This is a genomic window from Musicola paradisiaca NCPPB 2511 (assembly GCF_000400505.1).
Classification (GTDB): Bacteria; Pseudomonadota; Gammaproteobacteria; order Enterobacterales; family Enterobacteriaceae; genus Musicola; species Musicola paradisiaca.
In genome coordinates, this window is sequence record NZ_CM001857.1 from 3748676 (window position 1) to 3769724 (window position 21049).

Below are 21049 nucleotides of genomic sequence, written 5' to 3' on the forward strand. Positions count from 1 at the left end.
GCCCTTATTTGCCCTCTGGCGTGCGTTGCCACCGTACGGTTTCACCGGCATACAGTGTCAGGATCGCTTCTGCAAAGCTATCGTCCACGGTGTAAAAATAGCTCTCTGGCACGTTCAATGCGTGTGCAAAGGCGCAAACCGTTTTGAACGATGGCGTATGCGTTCCGCTCTCATACTGCGAGAGACGAGAATAGGCCGTCTCTTCGCCAATCCCGGCTAATACGCCAAGCTGCTCTTGCGTCAGATTAGCCCGTAACCTCGCATTTTTAAGACGTTCAGGGATCATAAGGATCTGCCATCAATAACTGTATTGACAGAATCTTTAGCATTCCTTAAGATTCATTATCTTTAGACTTCCTAAAGAAGAAACATAAAAACATGCCTGAGTCGGAAGAAGGCAACTTCGCTGACTCTGTCTTATGACTACTAACGAGGGTAACTTCCGATGACCGAACAAGACTGGCATCCGGCAGATATCATTGCTGGTTTAAGAAAGAAAGGCACAACGTTGGCTGCGGTTTCCAGAGAAGCGGGACTCGCCTCTTCCACTTTGGCAAATACACTGACGCGCCATAGGCCTAAAGGAGAACGCTTAATCGCCGAAGCCTTGCATAGACGTCCTGAAGAGATCTGGCCTTCGCGGTATAACAATGGGCAGCACAGGAAATACAGAAATGGAATTTCAGATTAGAGGATGATAATAATCGCGAAGATTACCCTGCCGTTCTGCTGCATATAACGGCAGGCTCTTTGTTGTATGTAATAAAAGAACTCCCCGCATAGTAAATACAATCATCCCACACGAAAAAGTTGAGTAGTATCTGGGTAGGATCGCACAGAACGTAACGACTTTAGGCTTTTTAATTCATGCATCCAGCATGGATTAAAAAGTGGCGTAAGGCGAGTAAATTCAATTTCGCAGAAATTGTTAATTTGCGTCGCCCGAACCCACTGGCGAGCGTTCACCCCAAGTGAACCGAGCTGATCGGGGGGAGCCGAATAAATTTTGCCGCCCCAGCGAGCAAAAAGACGCGCCCACGCGTCGGTTTATTTGGGGGGCGTTAGCCCCGCACACCGTCGCAGCTAAGTCTCCGGCCATAAGCCGGTAGCGTGGCGCGACCAACCCATTTAAAGCTGCGTTTCCCGTTATTTCGCACCGAGCCTGCGAGGAAGAGAAATAACAGGCTAAAACGCGCGTCTTAAAGGGGTTGGTCGCGCGTAGCGCGTGACGGTGTGCCGCCGTTGACCTTGGGGGTTTTGGCGTGGCGTCCAGCCGCGACATTACCCCCATGAGCCAGGCAATAAGGGCATTCAGCCCGCATGAACTGGCTCATGTCGTTCGTGCCGGAAAGTATACTTTCCGGCACATGGTCGTAAAGCGACTACGCTCTTTCGCCCCATGTTCTCGCCTCATCCGTTCGCCCTATACCATGGGGCGAGAACATGGGGCGACGTGATGAGGCGAGAGGTAGGAAAACAATCTATAGTTATTAGTATTATCAGAAAAACACGCTAAATCTCAGATATTCACAAACGACACTGGGCAGCTAAGGGGGCAATATTCACCACATATACTACATTATGTTTGGTCGCAGTATCCGATGAGTTATTACTGGTGACAGAATTTCAAAAATCAGGAAGCGAGTACTCCGGTGTCGATGAATTTAGGACATGGAGATTAATGTAGTCGATACGGTATGTGCGGAAAATTTACGGCTGATTGGTCTATATCAGGATTGGTGAGATTCTCATCGGTAGAAAAAATATCGAAAAGTGGATAGTTAGTTTCGCTGGAAGCCTTACAAAATCATGTGCACAAAGTGACATTGATCACGGTTAAATGAATTAACTATTTATAAATTAAAAAATTTAATGAGATAAAACAGGAAAATTATTATGAATGGAGTTGATAAACTGCAGATTAAACCGTTTCTTTCAATACTTTTGGGTTCGAGCCAAATCAATTCCGATCCTGCAGAAATACACGAAATCATCACAGATGTAATTCAGAAAGAAGGTCGAAAAGGACAGGAAGTTGAAATGCAACCTGTTAAACAGGATTCAGCTGGTGAGGCTCTCATTTTCTATACTCATTATGAAGTTTTGAAAAATCCAAGTTGGTTCGCAGGAAATACACTCACCGATGTAGAAAACCATATATTTATCACTTTCAGTCTTAACAATACATTTGCATTCTATATGTCTGAAAAAGGCATGAAGGATGAAATAAGGACGTATTTTTTCACTCCTCTACTTCCTAACCTAAAAGTAATAAACATTAGCCAACTCAATTATCTTTTTATAAATGAAGATAAAATTAAAATGTTATGGCTTTCTGGGATACATGATAGAGAAAGCTTTAAAGCTGACTCAAAAGTATTAGGCGGAGAAAGTGTCGCAGAGACTCTGAACCCTCTAGAAGACCAATCTTTTACAATGTCAGCAGTTCGTACATCTCTAGACGGAACAAATACAACTATTGGCTTGAACCCATATAAATCATCATTATGGCGGGGACCATGCAAAGACTGGAAAACATTTGAAAACAGAGTGATTGAGATAATTGATACGATAGATAAAAATACAGGTAAACTTGAGAATCCAATAAGTATTCTATCTATACCCGTCGCTGAAATTAAAGGTGTGAATAACGTTTATGATCTATCGTTTCTTGACCCTGAGTTCAATAGCAATGGTTTGAGTGAAAGCAAAATTGATCGACTACGTATAATCCATAATGAATATTCCTGTAAGATATTAGACACATTAAACTCATCTGAAATAAACCTAGAGGTATTCAAATACCAATCAAGTATTGGAGATATAAAAATATCACCAAAAATTATAGATTACGACGTCGAATTTGAAGTAACTGAAAAACATCCAAAGAAAGGAAAGAAACAAGAAATAGAATATTTTTCAAACACATTTAAATATCCCGAGCTAATTAAATGTTGGTATGAATCCGGTCATGCGATTGTTAACAGTCGAGTATTTAAAACAGAGTACCGTGATGTTTCTTACAATAATTTCATTTGGACAAACTTCGAGGGATTCGATATATCCAAGGAGAAACCTGAACTAGATGGAAAAGTTGCTCTTAATAAAATAGGATATCAAAAGTCACTTTTCTGCTGGATGAAGCATAATTGGTGTGGGCTTTGGGATTCACATGAAAATTTTTTGACTACTGATAGACCATCTGGCTGGCTCCTCTGCGACGATGGTGCAGGAGAAAAAGCAGATTTTATACATATTGTTGAACATAAAGATAAAACTTACATTTCTTTAATTCATATTAAAGCTGCAAATTCCATTAGCAGTGATCGACGAATATCAGTCGGTGCTCATGACATAGTGTTGAACCAAGCAATAAAAAACCTTCGATATATTAGTAGAAAAACATTAGTTACAGATCTTAGAGAACGAGCTGAAAACGCAGTTACCAAATATTGCTGGAATGACAATAAATTAAGTGATCATAATTCATTCTTAGATGCCATCGAATCACTTGAAAAAAACAGCAAGATTAAATTTAGGGTGGTAATAGTGCAGCCTCATACCATGAAAAGTTATTATAATAGAAATATTCAATCAAATATCAGGAAGCAACTAGATGTCTTGCTTGTTAGCGCCGAGTCGGCCATTAGGGCATCGGGCGCGGAGTTTTACATTATCGGCCATGATGATACTCAGCCGCAAAATCGGCTTAAATGATCCTCACGAAATGAGACTAAGTTGACATAATTGGTACACACTTAGGTACGCAGATAAAAATTAATTTAAAACAAAATATTTAATATCAATAACATAAACATCAAATTCAACTTCCCCCAGCCCACCAATTAAATCAAGGGGTTACGTGAAAACGGAACCCCTTTTTTATTACCTGTGGCGACAAAATGGCGGCAGATAATCCACTGAAGGAGTTTCGGTTGCGGGTTTAACGTCCACCAACCCACATTCTCCATCGGTGACTCCCAGAACCATCCGATGAAGTCCTTAAAGCCCGCACGGCGCAAACCCTCCGGGCTTCAGACTGCTGACAAACCTGGCTGTCTTCATCAAACAGTGATAATGGCATGGAAGAGTAAGCGTCCGCGCCAGGGATGCGAGGTTCGCGCTGACAAAGACGTACTGGCAGCGCCTGTACGATCCAGCCATTATACGTTGTCAGCAACCTCAAGCCCTGCGGGCCTTTTTGCGTCAACTGACACCCATTGGTGTTCGATGGCACCCTTTTCGGAATCCGACATACAGCACCGCTTTACAACACTAATCTCCGAAAGCGGATTCAAAACAGCACCACATGCAGCACGGTTCTAACCACAATCCCAAACAGCGCTCCCAATGCGGCATAGCGGAACAGTCGCGTTAACCGTGAGCCAACGCCGAGAAATATGCCGATACCCGGCAAATCAAACGTCTGAACCAACAATCCGGCGGATGCATTGATTTGGCTGGCGGTCATTTTTCCCTGATGAACCAAATCCGATACCACGCCGAAGTACGCCGTGCCGCCGGCCAGGCATTTCACCAGCGTCGGCAGCACAAAGACCGGGGAAATACCGGCCGATGTCAGCAACGGCGATAAAACGTGATCCAGCGCCGTCACCGCACCGGCGGCTTCCAGCATACCGACAATCACCATCGACAAAATCAGCATCGGCACCGATCCCAACGCCAGCCGGATAGCATCCGATCCCGCACTGTTGATAATGCCGATCAGCCCTTTACCGCCCGTTTCCTCAGCAGGAACCTCGTTGGAACGACGGCCTTCTGCCGAAGACAACCTGCGCCCCAGCACATGGTAGGTCAGGGCCGCCGCCGCCAGCCCGCCGATAATCGAAATCACGATAGCCGCCGCCCAATGCAGCCCAAACGGCGTCAGGGGATAAAACACATTGCCTTGCCCCATGGCGAACACCATGGCCATGGTCGCTGCCATATGACGATCAGAAACGCCGCGTTTTTCCATAATAGACAGCGTCGCCAACGGCGCGGCAAAGCTGACGAAGTTAAGCTGAATCAGCGCAAACGTGCTCATTCCGCTTAGCCCAAACGGGCGCAGAAGCGGCGCCATCCAGCGAACCAATAGATCGACAATCCCTTTGACTTCCAGAAACCGCATGATGACCAGCATCACGACCATGATCGGCAACAACGTATAGAGCGCGACGTCGACGGAGGATTTCCCCGCCGACATAATGATTCCAATAATGTCCATTGAATATCCCTGGCCGGTCATACGCCTGAATCCCGGCACATTACCCGTACTGTCCCGGTAATTTGCTATTGTCATTATCGTGCGGGAACATACGCCCGCCCCAAGCCCGGACATCTCTCCGCCTATGCGGAACCGATCCGGAATGTTCACTGGGCTATTTTCGTGATCTTAATCACGATATGCCAGTACATCTTGCGCTCATCGCCGATGCTGATTGCATAAAAAGGCGCAGTGGCAACACGTAACCGCAGCCCGGTATCTACAGATCACGTCGGGCGCCGTTCGAACTACAACGATAAGGAGGTGGCAATGAAGGTATTTTTAACATCCGCCCTACTGGCAGTCATGATGGGATATGGTGGGATTGCAGAGGCAAATCAGACCTTTGTCTTTATCCGTCACGGTGAAAAACCGGACAACGACAGCGGCCAACTCACCTGTAAAGGATTGAATCGGGCGCTGAGTATTCCGCAGGTATTACTCGGCCGGTACGGCACGCCCGATGCCATTTTCGCCTCGGCGCCCAAAACCAAAAAAATCGGCAGTTCCTTGCGGCCACTCACCACCATCACCCCCACCGCGATCCGGATATCACAGCCAGTCGATCTTCGCTTCCGCGCAGACGATACCACCGAGCTTGCCAAAACACTGCTGACCGGGAAACCTCACCCGTTGGTCTTTCTCTCCTGGGAACACAAGAACCTGGTCGTGGCCGCCAAAAAAATCATCAACATGGCCGGCGGCGATGACAGCGTGGTTCTCCCCTGGGCAGGCTCTGATTTCGACGGCATTTATGTCATCAAGCTGGACGACGCCGGCAAGTTCATCGCCTTCAGCCGGGAAACGGAAGGCCTGAACGGCGTACCGGATACGTGCCCCAATACCTAATACCGGCGCTGTCAGGTAACGCCCGTTACCGTATCAACACCGGCTTGGCGGGGCCCCAAGGGTACCCGCCTCCTCCGTCGTCTCTGCGTTCCCCCGCTTTCGATTTACCTTCACGCACGGCCCGCGAGCAGCGGCGATCCGGCGCGGACGTTGCTTTTCTCAGCGGATCATCTTTCTGTCAGATTCGGTTGCTGTAATCGTCGCAACGAAAAAAGGAGAACGAGACATGCATAAAGGTATCACTCTCGCCGTACTGACGATGGCGGCGCTGGCCGCCCCTGCTCTGGCCGACACCACATTGACCCTCTACACCAGCCAGCCCAGCGAAGATGCGCAAATGACCGTCGCCGCCTTCGAACAAGCGCACCCGGACATCAAAGTAAACTGGATCCGCGACGGAACCACCAAGCTGACCGCTCGTTTGCAGGCAGAAGCCGCCGCGGGCGGCGCCATGCCGGACGTCCTGCTGATCGCCGACAGCGTCACCATGGAAGCCCTTAAACAACAGAACCTGCTGGCGGCATATCAGTCGCCGGAGGCCAAACGCTACGATCCCGCGCTGTACGACGCCCAGGGTTACTACTACGGCACCAAATTGATCACCACCGGCATCGCCTATCACCGTCAGGCGCCGGTCAAACCCACCTCATGGCAGGATTTAGTCAAGCCAGAGCTGAAAAACATGGCCACGCTACCCAGCCCGCTATACTCCGGTGCGGCACTGATCCACCTCGCCACGCTCACCGGCAACCCACAGCTAGGCTGGCATTACTATCAGCAGTTAAAAGACGACGGCGCGATGCCGCAAAGCGGCAACGGCGGCGTGCTGAGCGCCATTACCTCCGGCGCCAAAGCCTACGGCGTGTTGGTGGACTTTATGGCGATCCGCGAGAAGGCCAAAGGCGCGCCGATTGAATTTCTGTTTCCCAAAGAAGGCGTCAGCATCGTTACCGAACCGGTCGCGATGACGAAGAAAGCCAACCACCCAGAGGCAGCCAAAGCATTTATCGACTTCATTCTTTCGGAAACCGGACAGAGACTGGTACTGAAGCAAGGCTATCTCACCGCCGATCCGACGCTGCCGGTTCCGGAAGGCTTTCCACCAAGAGATAGCATCAAATTGATGGCGTTTGACGCAGGCAAAGCGCTGGCGGAATCAGAACAGAACAAGCAGCGCTTTGGCGAACTTTTTGGAAACCAATAAACATGGATGGGCTAACCCTGCGCCCTGTCGTCGTCGGCAACCCGCCCCGAGGAGGATGGTGGCTGTTGCTGGCGCTGGTGGCGTTGCTCAGCCTGTTGCCCAGCCTGCGTCTGCTGCTGTCGGCGTTGTTTGACTGGCATCAGGGCGGCGATGGCAGCCTATGGCGCGTCCTGTCTAGCGGCGCCACCTGGCGCGCGCTGTATCACAGCCTCTATACCAGCGCACTCGGCACCCTGTTGTCGTTACTGCTGGGCAGTTTGTTCGCCTGCGCTCTGGCGCTGACCGATATCCGCGCCAAAGCGCTGTGGGTCTATCTTTTCATGCTGCCGATGATGATCCCGCCGCAAGTCACGGCGCTCAGTTGGCTACAACTGTTCGGCTCCAACAGCATTTTGCTGACCACACTGGGTGTGGCGCCGACGTTCGGCAGCCCCAACCCGCTCTACTCCGCCGAAGGCATCGCCTTGCTGCTCGGCATCCAGCACGCGCCGCTGGTGTTTCTCACACTACGCACCCAACTGCTGTGCCTGCCCAAAGAACAGATTGAAGCCGCCCGCCTGCACGGCGCGCCGTTATGGCGAGTGCTGTACGATATCGTGCTGCCGCTATGCCGCACCGCGCTCTGGGCGGGCGGCGCCATTGCCTTTGTCTCGGCGCTGGGGAACTTCGGCATCCCGGCGATGCTGGGTATTCCGGTGTCCTACTTCGTGCTGCCCACCCGCATTTATCAACTGATGTCCGGTTACGGCCCGGCGATGCTCAACCAGGTCGCGGCGTTGTCGGTGGTGATGGGGGCGCTGGCGGTGGGGATCGTGGCGCTGCAAAGCCGCTGGCAGCGACGTCATGCGCTACCGCTGATCGGTATGGCGGGACGGGCGCTGGCGTTTCGGCTCGGCGTCTGGCGTCTTCCGGTCGAACTGCTGCTGGCGACGGTACTGTTTCTGATCCTGGTCGCACCGCTACTGGCGCTGATCGTTACCTCGCTGGTGCCGACGCTCGGCGTACCGCTCAATACCGCCACGCTGACTTTCGCCGCCTACCACACCCTGCTGCAACCCCACAGCGCCACCTGGCGTGCGCTCACCAACAGCGTGCTGCTGTCGTCGTTTGCAGCGCTCACGCTGACGGCGCTGAGTCTGCCGTTGGCTTATCTGCTGGTACGATTCCCCAGCCGTTTGCTGCGCTGGCTGCATCAAGCCATCGACATCCCCTACACCCTGCCGGGCGTGGTGCTGGCTATCGCATTTATTCTGCTGTTCGCCCGCCCGCTGCCGTTACTGGACATCAGTTTGCAGGGCACGCTGGCGATCATCTTTCTGGCCTACCTGGCCCGCTTTCTGACGGTGAGTCTCAAACCGGTACACAGCGGCATGTTGCAGTTGGATCCGGCATTGGAAGAGGCGGCCAGCCTGGCCGGCGCCGATAGCACCCAGCGCCTGCGCCATATCGTCCTGCCGCTGCTGGCGCCCGCGGCCTTTGCCGGCGCACTGCTGGTCTTTCTAACCGCAGTACACGAACTGACGGTCTCCGCGCTGCTGTGGAGCGCAGGCAGCGAAACGCTGGGCGTGGTGATTTTCAATCTTGATGAAAGCGGCAACAAAGTGCTGGCAGCGGCTATCTCCGTCATGGTGGTGGCGCTGGTGGCGCTGACGATGCTGCTGCTGAACGGCCTCGGCCGCTCTCTTCCGAAAGGCGTGATCCCATGGCGGAACTGAAACTGGAACAGGTCGGCAAACTGTTTGGCGAGCAAACGGTAGTACGCGATCTGACGCTGACCATACCGCCGGGCGCCTTTACCGCGCTGCTCGGCCCCAGCGGCTGCGGGAAAACCACCACATTACGCATGCTGGCCGGGTTGGAAACACTGAGCCGCGGGCGCCTGTGGCTTGGCGATCGCCTGCTGGCGGATCAACACAACCACCTGCCGCCGGAAGCGCGCCAGATGGGGATGGTGTTTCAATCCTACGCCCTGTGGCCGCATATGACGGTGGCGGAAAACGTCGGCTACCCGCTGAAGCTGAAAAAGATCGGCGGCGCAGCCCGTGAAAAACAGGTGATGGACGCCCTGGAGGTGGTGGAGCTGGCCGCCTGCGCCCGGCGTTCACCGCAGGAATTAAGCGGCGGTCAGCGTCAGCGCGTGGCGCTGGCGCGCTGCCTGGTCTCGGAACCAAAGGTCATGCTGTTGGACGAACCGCTGGCCAACCTCGACCGGCACCTGCGCGCCACGCTGGAACAGACCTTCCGCGATTTTCACCGCCGAACCGGCGCCACCTTTGTCTACGTCACCCATGATCAGGCGGAGGCGATGGCGCTCGCCAGCCATATCGCGGTGATGCATCAGGGCGAACTGATGCAGTGGGGAACGCCGCAGCAGCTTTATCATGCGCCGCGTAGCGCCTGGATCGCCGGCTTCATCGGCAAGGGCAGCATTCTGCAACTGCCGCTCGTTGCGACCAGCGATTTGCTGGACAGCGCCAGCCTGCACCAGAGTCTGGAACGCCACGATACCTCGCTGCCGCACCAGCCGGTGCTGATTCGTCCCGAACACGTCGTCCTCGCCGGGCACAGCCCACTGACGGCGCAGGTCGCCAGCTGTATCTATCAGGGCGAACGCTATCTTCTGGAACTGCGGTTGCCCGATGGCCAGACGCTGACCGCCTATCACCCCGCACCGCTGGCGGAACAGCAAAACGTGGCGGTGCGCCTGTTGCAAGGCTGGCGGCTGGAGGCGGCATAAACGCCGCCTCATCATAACGATCAGAAACGGAACGTCTCTTCGCCGTAACAGTAGCGGGCGTACAGTTCCGGGTTGATATCAAAACCGATACCCGGCTTGTCCGGCACCGCCACCATACTGTCCTGATCCAGCGTCACTTCCGGCAGCATGAAATCCTGCGCCCAATAGCGTGACGACGGCGGAATGTCATGCGCCAGCAGGAAGTTGGGCAGCGTCGCCACCGCGATGTTGTGCGCCTTGCCGACGGCGGTATCCAGCATGCCGCCGCACCATACCGGGATCCCGGCGTCTTGGCAGAAATCGTGGATCAGCTTGGTTTCGGTGATGCCGCCCACCCGCGCCACCTTGATATTGATGATGCGGCCGCTGCCCAGTTCAATGGCTTTGCGGGCATCCTCCACCGAGGCAATGCTCTCATCCAGACAGATCGGCGTTTCGATCGCCGCCTGCAACTTGCGGTGATCGACGATATCGTCGTGTGCCAGCGGTTGTTCGATCATCAACAAGTTGTACTTGTCGAATTCCCGGAACAGCGGAATATCGTCCAGCGAATAGGCGGAGTTGGCGTCCACCATCAGCGTGATATCGCCGAATTCGCTGCGCAGCGCCTGAATGTAGGCCAGATCCTTGCCCGGCTTGATCTTAATCTTGATACGGCGATAGCCTTCTTCTCGGTAGCCTGCCACCACGCGCACCAAATCCGCCGGCGTCGGCTGAATACCGATGCTGACGCCCGCCTCGACCCGGTCGCGCACGCCGCCCAGCTCGCGCCACAGCGGCGTCTGTTTCTGTTTGGTATAAGCGTCCCATACCGCGCCTTCTACCGCCGCCTTGGCGCAGTTGTTGCGGCGTACCGGCGCAAAAATATCGCGCACTTCGGAAGGATGACGAATCTCGCCGGCCTGGCGCAGCATCGGCACCAGAAAATCACGCATGATGTGCCAGGCGGTAACGTTGGTTTCCTCGTTGTAAAACGGCAGCGAAATCGCCGAACAATCGCCGTAACCCACCACATCGCCGCAATGCGCTTCCACCACGGTGAAATATTTCTCCGTCTGGGTGGCGAAGCTGGTGGTAAACGGGGTTTTCAGCGTCATCTTCATCTGACGCAATACAATTTTGTCTATTTTCATCTTTGTCCTTCACAACACAGTTAACGTCAAACCTGCGCCGCGACGCCGGGCTGTGCCGACGGGCGCGTGTGGATAGTCAGGCTCACCACCGCCGAGAACGCGGCGGCGGCCATCAAAAACAGGAACGCCGAGGGATAGCCGAAGTGTTCGACCATCGCGCCGATCACCAGCGGTGCGATAAACCCGGCCGCCTGCCCGCCGACGTTGATCACCCCGATGCCGGATCCCACCATGCGCGACGCCAATACCTTGGTCGGCAGCGCCACGGCAATTGCCAACACAAACGATTTGAAAAAATAAGCGCAAGACTGGGCAACCACCACCGCGGTGATACTCGACGCACTGTACATCAGATACAGGAACAGCGCGGTCAACAAGGCGCAGCCCATCAGCATTACGCGCTCACGGCCGTCAAAGAACCGGGTCATCACCCAGCCGCCGGAGGCGGTCGCCACCCCGGCCATCACGTAAGGGATCGGCAACAGCACCCCCACCGCTTTCAGATCCAGATGACGTTCGGTCATCAGGTAAATCGGCATCCAGGAATCCAGCCCCTTGTTGATCAGGCTCAGGCCGAACCACACCGCCGCCAACCGCCATAACAGTGGGTTTTTCATCACCTCGCGCCAATCGGCGCCGCTCAGGCGCTCCGGCTCATTCGACACCCATGCCGGCTTAGCGCTGACGGTCAGGGTATATACCAGCACGAAGGCGATGCCGAACAGGCCAATCACCATAAACGCATGGCGCCAGCCCAACGCCAGAATCAACGGCGCGATCAGCAACGGCGCAATCATGCTGCCCACATAGTTGGAAGACATCAGCAACGAGGTCATGCGCGGCTTATCACTCGGAGGGAACTGCTCCGCCGCATTCTTGACGGAAGCGGAGGGATAAGCGCCTTCTCCCAACCCGAACAAAAAGCGAATCACCAGCAGCGCCGTCAACGACCAGGCGATGCCGGTCAGAAACGTAAACAGCGACCACATGGCGATCGCCATCGCCACCACCACTTTGGCGCCGAAGCGATCCGCCAGCCAGCCGCCGGGCAGTTGCATCAACCAGAAGCCGAAATAAAACGCGCTCAGCACCAGCCCGATCTCGCTGGGCGACAGCGACAGCTCTTTCGCCATCTGCGTCGACCCCATACTCAGCACCACGCGATCGATAAACGCCACGCACCAGCCGATATACAGCAGGAACAGCACCCAATATGATTTTTTTCTCGTGTAATGACCCATCTGTCCTGATTCCCCTGTGTGATGTTTGCGTTGTCTGCGGCCAGTGCGTTCTGCGACGCATTCTTCCCTGCCGATACTCCCCTCCTGATTGCATACTAGACACCCGCCATCCATACTGCTATTTCAACTTTTTCACCGCCCTATTGCCGAAACGGCAAACTTTAACCATCGAGAAAACGCCATGACCGCCCGTTATCTGCAGGACACCGCCATCCGTTACTTTCTGGAGGTGGTGCGTTCCGGCTCCATCAGCGAAGCCGCCCAGCGCCTGAACGTAGCGGGTTCCGCCATCAGCCGCCAAATCAGCGGGCTGGAAGACCGGCTCAACACCACGCTGTTCGAACGGCGAAAAAGCGGCATGACACCCACCGCCGCCGGAGAGTTACTGGCGGCCTACGCCTTTCGTAATCAGTTGGAAACCGAGCAGGTCACGCAGGAAATTCGGGAATTGCAGGGATTGCGACGCGGCGACGTGCGTATTGTCTCCACTGCGGGATTCAGCCTGGATTTTATTCCGATGGCGATCTCTTCGTTCCGCCAACGTTATCCCTATATCCGTTTTCAACTGTTGGTGGCGACCGCCGAAGAAGTGGCGCGTCGGTTGAATGAAGGCGAAAGCGATATCGGGCTGACGTTCAGCCAGATCCCCACCGCCAATATTCACGTCGCTTACCGGCTGCATTCGCCGCTGGTGGCGGTGATGCAACGCCACCACCCGCTGGCGGAGAAAACGAATCTGCGGTTGTCGCAACTGGCGGGTTATCCACTCGGCGTGCCCGTGCGACATATCCTGACCCGGCGGCTGTTCGATGCCTGCTGTAGCCGTCAGGGGTTATTGATCGACCCGGCATTCGAAACCACCTCCATCAGCGCCCTGCTGGCGTTTTCCCGCTATTGCGACGGCGTGGTGATTTCCACCGAACTGGTGGTGCGCCAATACCTGAAAGATCACGACATGGTAGCGGTGCCGATTACCGGCCAGGATCTGAATGGGCTCAATATCGAATTGAACACGCTGGCGGGGCGCACACTGCCCAAAGCGGTCTCCGCGTTTACCGAACATCTGATCCGGATCATGGAACAAGAGCAGGAACCTGACGCCTAACCGCCGATGCCGCCAGCCGGGCGTATAATTCGGTTTTTTCCCTATGGACGTTGCGCTAACATGGCCGCCACGTTGTTTCTGGCAGAGTTATATGGATATCTGATGCGTCGCCTGATTGCAGTTGTTCCCCTGTTGGTTATGTTGTCCGCTTGTAGCAATACCCCGTCCGAATCGCAGCCGGACGCAATGATAACCGGCACGCCTTCCTCCACGTCCCCCACGCCGACCGGCGGATTCTTCAACCCAGGCGCCCAGAGCGGCATGTTGGCAAACGGCGATTTCGCCAACAGCCCGGATGTCGATCGCTTTATCGGCAAAATGGCACAGCAGTACGGTTTCGACCGTCAGCAACTGCACACTATTCTGGGCCAGGCGCAACGGCTGGACTGGGTGATCCGGCTGATGGATAAACAGGCGCCGGCGCCGTCTACGGCGGTGCCGTCCAACATTCCCAACGGCGCCTGGCTGCGTTACCGCAAGCAGTTCATCACCCCGGATAATCTGCAAAACGGCGTCGCCTTCTGGAATCAATACGCCGATGCGCTGGAGCGCGCGCGGCAAATCTACGGCGTGCCGCCGGAGATCATTGTCGGCATCATCGGGGTGGAAACCCGCTGGGGCCGGGTGATGGGCAAAACCCGCATTCTGGACGCACTGGCGACACTGGCCTTCGCCTACCCGCGTCGGGCGGAGTATTTCCAAAGCGAACTGGAATACTTCCTGTTGATGGCGCGGGAAGACGGCTTTGATCCGCTATCGCTGCGCGGCTCGTTTGCCGGCGCGATGGGCTACGGTCAGTTCATGCCGTCGGCCTTCAAAAAATACGCGGTGGATTTCAACGGCGACGGCATTCCCAACCTGTGGGATCCGGTGGATGCCATCGGCAGCGTCGCCAACTACTTCAAATCGAACGGCTGGCAGCCGAACGAACAGATAGCGGTGCCCGCCAGCGGCCAGACCTTCTCACTGGATACCGGCTTTAAAACCCGCTACTCCCTGTCGACGCTGGCGGCGGCCGGGCTACGCCCCACCGCATCGCTGGGCGGCTATCAGGAAGCCAGCCTGCTGCGCCTCGACATGGGCAGCTACTACCAGTTCTGGTACGGCCTGCCGAACTTCTACGCCATCACCCGCTACAACCACAGCGTGCACTACGCGATGGCGGTATGGCAGCTAGGGGAAGAAGTCAGAAAAGCACGGCAGGGGTACTAAACCTGAGTCCAACTGCTGACAAACCCTTTAAGTACACGGCGTCAAGAACTGTGCTGAGGTGGACGACTTCGCCGGGTGAGCCGCATGGACGCGGCGAAAGCCCGTGCGCTCCGGACAAAAACGCCGGGAGCGTTTTTGAACAGCGTTTACGCTGGCCCGCAGGGCGAGCCCCAGGGATGGGCCAGGTCATACAGCCAACATCCTTGCTGCTTGAAGTATTACGGGGATATTAAAAATACATCGTCTGGGCTGTTATAAATCCAAATCTGCACTATTACTTTCTTATCAGCGCCAATTCATTGATCCATCGCGATCCGCGATCGATATTGCAAGCATGTTGCCCTGCCTGCAATTCAATTGTTTTGGCCATAAAAAAATCACTGGCATATTTTCGGTATAGGGGATGTCAATGTTTGGATTATCAAAAGCGCTGAGTGTGAAAGGGAAAAATATTACGGCGTCAAACGTTAGCACTCCGGAATACGATATATCTGCGATAAAACACAGTATTGCGTATATCGAATTTCAACCCGACGGTACGATTTTGTATGCCAATCCATTATTTCTCGACCTCATGGGATATTCCCTGGATCAGATTCAGGGAGAACATCACCGTTTATTTTGCAACCCATACTATGTCTCCTCGGAGGCATACCGCACATTCTGGCTGGGATTAGCAAACGGGGAGTCCTTCTCCGGGGTATTTGAACGCTATAACAGCCAGCAAACACAACTGTTCCTGAGAGCCACCTATTTCCCGGTGAAAAACCGCCACGGCAAGGTGGTTAAAGTCATTAAACTGGCGTCCGACATTACCCAGAATCACCAGGCGCTGGAAGATAAAGACGCCATTATTTCCGCCCTGCACCGCTCGCTGGCAGTGATTGAGTTCACTCCAGAGGGGACAATCATCTGGGCCAACGATAATTTCCTGAACACCATGGGATACAGCCAGGAAGAGATTCAGGGGCAGCACCACCGGATATTCTGTTACGACATGTTTTACCGGGAACACCCGCGCTTTTGGGAAGAACTCAACAATGGCGAGTCGTTTGTCGGCCGTTTCGAACGTAAAACCGCACAGGGTGAACGGGTTTGGTTGGAAGCCAGCTATAACCCGATCCTGGATACCAATGGCCATGTGTACAAGATCATAAAATTTGCTTCCAATATCACGACCCGCGTCGAAAATGCCAAACGCATCGCCGATATCGCGGTGACGACGTCGGAACAAACCTCGCAGATTACCCACAACGCCAGCGACGTGCTGGAGGAAACCGTCCACAATGCCGAGCGGATTACGGCGCAGGTCAAGTCGGCATCGGAAATCGGCACCCGTCTGCATGAGCATGCTAAAAACATCAACACGATGATCGGCACCATCGACGCCATCGCCGCCCAGACCAACCTACTGGCGCTGAATGCGGCGATCGAAGCCGCCCGGGCCGGCGAATCAGGACGCGGATTTTCCGTCGTGGCGGAAGAGGTGCGCAAACTGGCGCTGTCCACCTCAACGGCGACGCAAAAAATTACCCATATGGTTGAGGATAATTCCCAGTTGATTGAGCAGATGTATCAACAAATGGAGCAGATTAATCAGTTCCTGAGTAATGAACGGGAAAAAATTCACGATCTGTCACGCGGTTTTAGCGAAATTAACCGCGGCGTTTCCGCATTTGTCGATGTCATACATAAATTAAATGTGTAATTCAGATACGGTTGCGGCCGTGTATTTTTACAGACCGTTAGTCAATAATTTCATGCTTATTATTGAAGTGCTCATATAAATATGATCCGGCGTCAGGTTCGCCGCCGGTTTTTAATATTATCCCCGCCATACTTCGGGTTGATTCTCGTCACCAGTATTGCGTAATACCGGCCGGTTAAACGAGCCGGTACGCGCCTGCGCTATCTCATCCCCCAACCGCTGCGATAACCGTGATCCTCAAGCGCCTGCGTCAGCCCTTCGCAGGCGTCGCGCCGACACGGCAGGCGGAGAGATAACCGACCGCCGCCATACCGAAAACCAGCCAAGGGATCAGCGCCACCGAACCGGACGAAGAGCCGCTCAGAATATCCAGATTGCTAGTCACCATGATCAGCGCCGCCAGCATCGCTACCGAGGAGATCGCCGGCGCCCACAACCGGCTCCAGGCGGAGACCGGTAACTGAACCTCCCGCCGGAAGAATCGAATCACCGCCAGCGATACGCCCACTTGCAGCAACAGGATCGCCATGGTCGCCATCGCCGACCCCAGCGCGAAGATGTGCATCATCGGGTCGAGATCGGCGGCCACCATCGCCAGCAGCAGCGCCGCCATCAATCCGGTTTGCACCAGGCTGGCGATATAGGGCGTCCCTTTGCCGCCGCGCACCCGCGCCAGTTTCGACCACAGAAAACCATCGCGGCTGATGCTGAACAGATAGCGGGAAATAGTGTTGTGGAACGCCTGCGTGGCGGCGAACAGGCTAGTGATCAGCAGCAGCGACATCACCTGTTCAGACCAGCCGCCCAACAACCGAGTCGCCACATCGAAGATAAAGCGTCCAGGGTTGTTCACCGCCTGTTCGCGCACCTGTTCGACGCCGTATACCTGCACCATCGCCCAACTGGTTACGGCGAAAAACAGCATGATCAGCACCACCGCCATCAAGGTGGCGCGCGGCACGGTTTTTGCCGGATCGCGGCACTCTTCGCCGTAAATCGCGGTGGATTCGAAACCGATAAAAGCGGCGATGCTGAACACCAGCGCAATGCCGATGCTGCCCTGATAGATCACCGTCGGTGTGAACGCGGTTAGCGTCAGCGGCGTCGTACCGTGCGACCAGACCACCGCCGCATCGGTCAGCAACACGATGCCGACCTCCATCAGCATCAGAATACCCAGCACCCGCCCACCGATCTCCACACTCTCAATCCCCAGCAGGCACACCACCAGCAGCATCACCAGGCTGTACAGCCACCACGGCAGATCCACGCCAAAGTGCTCGTGCAGATACATACTGCTGAAGAAACCAAACATCGCCACCACCGCGATCTGGATGGCGAAATAGGCCAGCAGCGCCACCGCCAGCGCGCTGATGCCGGTACGCCGTCCCAGCCCCAGCGTGATATAGCTGTAAAACGCGCCGGCATTGGTGACATAGCGGCTCATGGCGATATAGCCGAAGGAAAACACCAGCAGGATCGCGCCGGCCATGATGTAGACCGCCGGAATGCCCGCACCATTGCCGGCGGAGATCGCTACCGGCAGTCCGCCGACCACTCCGGTCAGCGGAGAGGCGGCGGCTACCACGAAAAACACCAGCGACCACAACCCCAGACTGTTCTTTTTCAACTGACTGCTATTCATCCTGTACCCCCGTACCCACAACCCATCCGATAGCCCGTGCCATCGTGCAAACCGTGCGCAGACAACGCGCGCCAGCCATCCCTCGTCTATCGGGCCGGCGTAAGACGGACAGCGCACGGCAACACGAGGCCCCTTCGATAACCCGCGGCAACCGCCGCCGTTACAGGCAGGTGCGATACAGCATGTCGATATCATCACGGGTGGCGGCACGGGGGTTCTGCGCCAGGCTCACCCCCATGGTCTGCACGCAGTTATCCGCCATCCAGGGAATATCCTGTTCTTTCACGCCGAGATCCCGCAGCGTGAAGGTCAGCCCAATGTTGTGCAGCAAACGCCGCACCAGATCGATGCTGTGACAAGCCTGTTCCGTTTCGCCAAGACCGCTCGCTTCGCTGCTCATGGCGCGCGCCACCGCGGCAAAGCCGGGAATGTTGTCACGCCAGGAAAAACGCATCAGTTCCGGATACAGTGCCGCCAGCCCTTCGCCGTGGGTGATGTTGTACAACCCGCTCAGCGGGTGCTCCATCGCGTGCGGCAGGCCGCAGGCCGACAACCCGATGGACATGCCGCCCAGTGTGTTGGCCCAACACACCCGATCCCAGGCGTCGAGGTCGGTCACATCGCGACAAACGCGCGGCAGGAAGGTCGCCAACAATCCGATGGCGCGTTCGGTCATGATTTCCGTCATCGGCTGGCAAAAGTTGCCGACCCGCGCCTCGATGTTGTGGCTCAGCGCGTCAAAGCCGGTGGACGCCACCATGGCGGGCGACTGCGTCACCATCAATTCCGGATCGATAATCGACGTGCGGGCGAACAGCGCCGGCGTGAAGAATACCGGCTTGTCGTGGGTGTCCGGATTGGTGAACACCGCCACGCAGTTGCCCTCGCTGCCGGTGCCGGCGGTCGTGGTCATCAGCACCAGCGGTAACGCTCCGCCTTGCGGCTCCGGCTGCGCCAGATAGTCCAGGATCGAACCGCCGTTGCAGGCCATAAACGCGATACCTTTGGCGGCGTCCATCACGCTGCCGCCACCGACGCCCAGCACCACATCGCACTGCTGTACGCGCGCCAACCGCGCGCCTTCATCCACCGTCGTGGTCAACGGGTTGGATTCGATCCGGTCGAACAGCGTCCAGCCGACGCCGCTTTGCGCCAGCCAGCCAGTCAGGCGATCGAGCAGGCCGGTTTTGCGGCAGCTGGTTTTTCCCGTCACCAGCAATACACGTTTCCCCAACGCCGCCACCTCTTGCCCGACGCGCTGCGCCTCCCCGCGGCCAAAACACAGCCTGACCGGCTGTACGTAAGTAAATTTCATCGTCGTCATCCTCACGCCGTGGCGGAAAGTGTGGCGGTCTGCACCCGATCGACCACCGCCGCGACCGATGACTCAAAGGCACTGAGCGCGTACTCCAACTCGTCATCCGTAATGGTGAGTGGCGGCAGGAAGCGAAATACCGCCAGGTTGTTGATGGTGAAATTCACCTGGATGCGCCACTGCTCCACCATCAGGCCGGCGATGGGCGCCGAGTAGAATTCCCCCATCTCGGCATGCAGCGCCGCCGGTAATGGACAGAACTCCATACCGATCATCAGCCCTTTGCCGCGGACTTCTTTGATGACACCAGGATAGCGCGCCTGGATTTCACGCAAGCGCTGCATCATCCGTTCGCCTTTACGCTGCGCCATCCCGCAGAGATCGTTTTCAACGATAAACTGCAACGCCCCCAGCGCCGCCGCCGCACTGAGCGTGTTTTCCTGGTAGGTGGCGGTGTGGTGATAACAGGTTTCGATGGTGCCGTAAGCGGCCTCATACAACGCTTCGGTGCACAGATAGCCGCCGAACGGCACCAGACCGCCGGACAGCCCCTTGGCGAACACGATGCAATCCGGCACCACGTCTTCATGTTCGCAGCACCAGAATTTGCCGGTGCGCGCCGCGCCGCACTGGATTTCGTCCAACACCAATAGCGTGTCGTAGCGATCGCACAGCGCGCGTACCGTTTTCAGATAACCGGCGGGCGGGACGATAATGCCGCCTTCTCCCTGAATCGGCTCGACCACAAACGCCTTGTATTTGCCGGTGGACAGCGCCGCTTCCAGCTCGGATACCGAGCCGTAGGCGACATGGTCGATATTGCCCAGGGTCGGCTGCTGGCCGAAGCGCCATTTATCCTTGCCGCCCAGCGATACCGCGCCGGACGTTTTGCCGTGAAACGCGCCGAGCGTCGCCAGCAGGTGCGTCTTGCCGGGTTTGTGGCGAGTGCCGAGCTTGACCAGTTTGATCATGCCTTCGATGGCTTCGGCGCCACCGGTGGCGGTTCCCATCTTGGTCAGCTTGCCCTGCGGTGAAAGCAGCGCCATGTTGTGCGCCAGCGCGGCGGTGACGCTGTGGTAGGAAATCGCTCCCATCATGAACAGGCGGTTGTCGAAACACTTCTGCAAACAGGACCAAACAAACTCGTTGTTGTTGCCGACGGTCACTACGCCGACGGCACCAATCATGTCCAGGTGCTTGTCGCCATTGTCATCAATGAAGGAACAACCTTCCGCCCGCACAAAATATTTGGCATGCCCATCCAGCGAACGCATGCGGTTCAGGTGGGTCAGCTGCAACGCCCGGGTGGTGTCACCGTCCAGCGCAATCGCTTCGTCAATGGTGTAAAAACCCGGTACCACGTCTTTTGCCTGTGCCATAAACAACCTCACTCAAATAGGATTCAGGGGAAATGCGAACCATGTATCAACGGTGTCTGTGAGTTGTTTATAGCGGGAGGCGGCAGGGAGAAAATAGAATAAATCGGCACCGGACATGGTGCAGAACCGGCGTTATTTTGGTGCATTTTTGCACTAAAAAAAGGCGGCCGTTTCGACCCACCATCAACCGCTCGCCCTAGACCGGGAGATATTGAAAAGGCTCGGATAACAACCCGTTAGCGTGAACTGCCACTA

15 protein-coding genes and 2 pseudogenes are annotated in these 21049 nt (G+C 55.5%); 10 read left to right on the forward strand and 7 right to left on the reverse strand.

Annotation, left to right across the window (positions count from 1 at the left end):
- Window positions 1–4: 4 nt before the first annotated feature.
- A complete protein-coding gene (locus tag DPA2511_RS16525; RefSeq protein ID WP_015854888.1) occupies window positions 5–286 on the reverse strand; it encodes a helix-turn-helix domain-containing protein in 282 nt (93 codons plus the stop codon).
- A gap of 159 nt (window positions 287–445) precedes the next feature.
- Between DPA2511_RS16525 and DPA2511_RS23000 the strand changes: the two genes are divergently transcribed.
- Window positions 446–691, forward strand: coding sequence for a helix-turn-helix domain-containing protein (locus DPA2511_RS23000; protein ID WP_015854889.1), 246 nt, complete (start codon window positions 446–448; stop codon window positions 689–691).
- A gap of 1205 nt (window positions 692–1896) precedes the next feature.
- Window positions 1897–3717, forward strand: coding sequence for a hypothetical protein (locus DPA2511_RS16530; protein ID WP_015854890.1), 1821 nt, complete (start codon window positions 1897–1899; stop codon window positions 3715–3717).
- Window positions 3718–4294: 577 nt separating this feature from the next.
- Here DPA2511_RS16530 and DPA2511_RS16535 read toward each other — a convergent pair.
- Window positions 4295–5227: a nucleoside recognition domain-containing protein gene (locus DPA2511_RS16535; RefSeq protein ID WP_015854892.1), complete on the reverse strand. Its 933-nt coding sequence runs from the start codon at window positions 5225–5227 to the stop codon at window positions 4295–4297.
- A 309-nt stretch (window positions 5228–5536) separates the two neighbouring features.
- On the opposite strand from DPA2511_RS16535, the gene DPA2511_RS16540 reads away from it, so the two are divergent.
- From DPA2511_RS16540 to DPA2511_RS16555, 4 genes are all read left to right on the forward strand, one after another.
- Complete coding sequence (locus DPA2511_RS16540) at window positions 5537–6115, forward strand: histidine phosphatase family protein (RefSeq protein ID WP_015854893.1); 579 nt, start codon at window positions 5537–5539, stop codon at window positions 6113–6115.
- A gap of 226 nt (window positions 6116–6341) precedes the next feature.
- The gene (locus DPA2511_RS16545) at window positions 6342–7319 is read left to right on the forward strand and encodes an ABC transporter substrate-binding protein (protein WP_015854894.1); all 978 of its coding nucleotides are present in this window, start codon (window positions 6342–6344) and stop codon (window positions 7317–7319) included.
- A 2-nt stretch (window positions 7320–7321) separates the two neighbouring features.
- Window positions 7322–9034, forward strand: coding sequence for an ABC transporter permease (locus tag DPA2511_RS16550; RefSeq protein WP_015854895.1), 1713 nt, complete (start codon window positions 7322–7324; stop codon window positions 9032–9034).
- The gene (locus DPA2511_RS16555) at window positions 9022–10056 is read left to right on the forward strand and encodes an ABC transporter ATP-binding protein (RefSeq protein ID WP_015854896.1); all 1035 of its coding nucleotides are present in this window, start codon (window positions 9022–9024) and stop codon (window positions 10054–10056) included. The genes DPA2511_RS16550 and DPA2511_RS16555 overlap by 13 nt, the downstream gene beginning before the upstream one ends.
- A gap of 20 nt (window positions 10057–10076) precedes the next feature.
- Here DPA2511_RS16555 and menC read toward each other — a convergent pair whose 3' ends face one another.
- The gene (menC, locus tag DPA2511_RS16560) at window positions 10077–11189 is read right to left on the reverse strand and encodes an o-succinylbenzoate synthase (RefSeq protein WP_015854897.1); all 1113 of its coding nucleotides are present in this window, start codon (window positions 11187–11189) and stop codon (window positions 10077–10079) included.
- Between the two features lie 26 nt (window positions 11190–11215).
- Window positions 11216–12430: an MFS transporter gene (locus tag DPA2511_RS16565; protein ID WP_015854898.1), complete on the reverse strand. Its 1215-nt coding sequence runs from the start codon at window positions 12428–12430 to the stop codon at window positions 11216–11218.
- A 181-nt stretch (window positions 12431–12611) separates the two neighbouring features.
- Here DPA2511_RS16565 and DPA2511_RS16570 point away from each other — a divergent pair, with 181 nt between their 5' ends.
- The 4 genes and pseudogenes from DPA2511_RS16570 to DPA2511_RS24295 all read left to right on the forward strand — a co-directional run.
- Window positions 12612–13535 (forward strand): LysR family transcriptional regulator, encoded by a 924-nt coding sequence (locus tag DPA2511_RS16570; RefSeq protein ID WP_015854899.1) that lies wholly within the window; start codon window positions 12612–12614, stop codon window positions 13533–13535.
- Window positions 13536–13637: 102 nt separating this feature from the next.
- Complete coding sequence (gene mltB, locus DPA2511_RS16575) at window positions 13638–14747, forward strand: lytic murein transglycosylase B (protein WP_023638454.1); 1110 nt, start codon at window positions 13638–13640, stop codon at window positions 14745–14747.
- A gap of 409 nt (window positions 14748–15156) precedes the next feature.
- A pseudogene (locus DPA2511_RS24290) lies at window positions 15157–15933 on the forward strand (PAS domain-containing protein); the annotation flags it as partial.
- Window positions 15934–16068: 135 nt separating this feature from the next.
- A pseudogene (locus tag DPA2511_RS24295) lies at window positions 16069–16455 on the forward strand (methyl-accepting chemotaxis protein); the annotation flags it as partial.
- A 250-nt stretch (window positions 16456–16705) separates the two neighbouring features.
- Here DPA2511_RS24295 and DPA2511_RS16585 read toward each other — a convergent pair.
- From DPA2511_RS16585 to DPA2511_RS16595, 3 genes are all read right to left on the reverse strand, one after another.
- Window positions 16706–18100 (reverse strand): APC family permease, encoded by a 1395-nt coding sequence (locus tag DPA2511_RS16585; protein ID WP_015854902.1) that lies wholly within the window; start codon window positions 18098–18100, stop codon window positions 16706–16708.
- A 160-nt stretch (window positions 18101–18260) separates the two neighbouring features.
- Window positions 18261–19415 (reverse strand): iron-containing alcohol dehydrogenase, encoded by a 1155-nt coding sequence (locus DPA2511_RS16590; RefSeq protein ID WP_015854903.1) that lies wholly within the window; start codon window positions 19413–19415, stop codon window positions 18261–18263.
- Between the two features lie 11 nt (window positions 19416–19426).
- Window positions 19427–20794 carry an aspartate aminotransferase family protein gene (locus DPA2511_RS16595; RefSeq protein WP_015854904.1) on the reverse strand — a complete coding sequence of 456 codons (1368 nt, stop codon included), beginning with the start codon at window positions 20792–20794 and terminating at the stop codon, window positions 19427–19429.
- Between the last annotated feature and the right edge of the window lie 255 nt (window positions 20795–21049).

Excerpts from the sequence above, each read along its gene's own strand:
- DPA2511_RS16530 (WP_015854890.1), top strand. The coding sequence starts at position 1,897 with ATGAATGGAGTTGATAAACTGCAGATTAAACCGTTTCTTTCAATACTT.
- DPA2511_RS16535 (WP_015854892.1), bottom strand. The coding sequence starts at position 5,227 with ATGGACATTATTGGAATCATTATGTCGGCGGGGAAATCCTCCGTCGAC.
- DPA2511_RS16565 (WP_015854898.1), bottom strand. The coding sequence starts at position 12,430 with ATGGGTCATTACACGAGAAAAAAATCATATTGGGTGCTGTTCCTGCTG.
- menC (WP_015854897.1), bottom strand. The coding sequence starts at position 11,189 with ATGAAAATAGACAAAATTGTATTGCGTCAGATGAAGATGACGCTGAAA.
- DPA2511_RS16590 (WP_015854903.1), bottom strand. The coding sequence starts at position 19,415 with ATGAAATTTACTTACGTACAGCCGGTCAGGCTGTGTTTTGGCCGCGGG.
- DPA2511_RS16555 (WP_015854896.1), top strand. The coding sequence starts at position 9,022 with ATGGCGGAACTGAAACTGGAACAGGTCGGCAAACTGTTTGGCGAGCAA.
- DPA2511_RS16540 (WP_015854893.1), top strand. The coding sequence starts at position 5,537 with ATGAAGGTATTTTTAACATCCGCCCTACTGGCAGTCATGATGGGATAT.
- mltB (WP_023638454.1), top strand. The coding sequence starts at position 13,638 with ATGCGTCGCCTGATTGCAGTTGTTCCCCTGTTGGTTATGTTGTCCGCT.
- DPA2511_RS16545 (WP_015854894.1), top strand. The coding sequence starts at position 6,342 with ATGCATAAAGGTATCACTCTCGCCGTACTGACGATGGCGGCGCTGGCC.
- DPA2511_RS16550 (WP_015854895.1), top strand. The coding sequence starts at position 7,322 with ATGGATGGGCTAACCCTGCGCCCTGTCGTCGTCGGCAACCCGCCCCGA.
- DPA2511_RS23000 (WP_015854889.1), top strand. The coding sequence starts at position 446 with ATGACCGAACAAGACTGGCATCCGGCAGATATCATTGCTGGTTTAAGA.
- DPA2511_RS16595 (WP_015854904.1), bottom strand. The coding sequence starts at position 20,794 with ATGGCACAGGCAAAAGACGTGGTACCGGGTTTTTACACCATTGACGAA.
- DPA2511_RS16525 (WP_015854888.1), bottom strand. The coding sequence starts at position 286 with ATGATCCCTGAACGTCTTAAAAATGCGAGGTTACGGGCTAATCTGACG.
- DPA2511_RS16585 (WP_015854902.1), bottom strand. The coding sequence starts at position 18,100 with ATGAATAGCAGTCAGTTGAAAAAGAACAGTCTGGGGTTGTGGTCGCTG.
- DPA2511_RS16570 (WP_015854899.1), top strand. The coding sequence starts at position 12,612 with ATGACCGCCCGTTATCTGCAGGACACCGCCATCCGTTACTTTCTGGAG.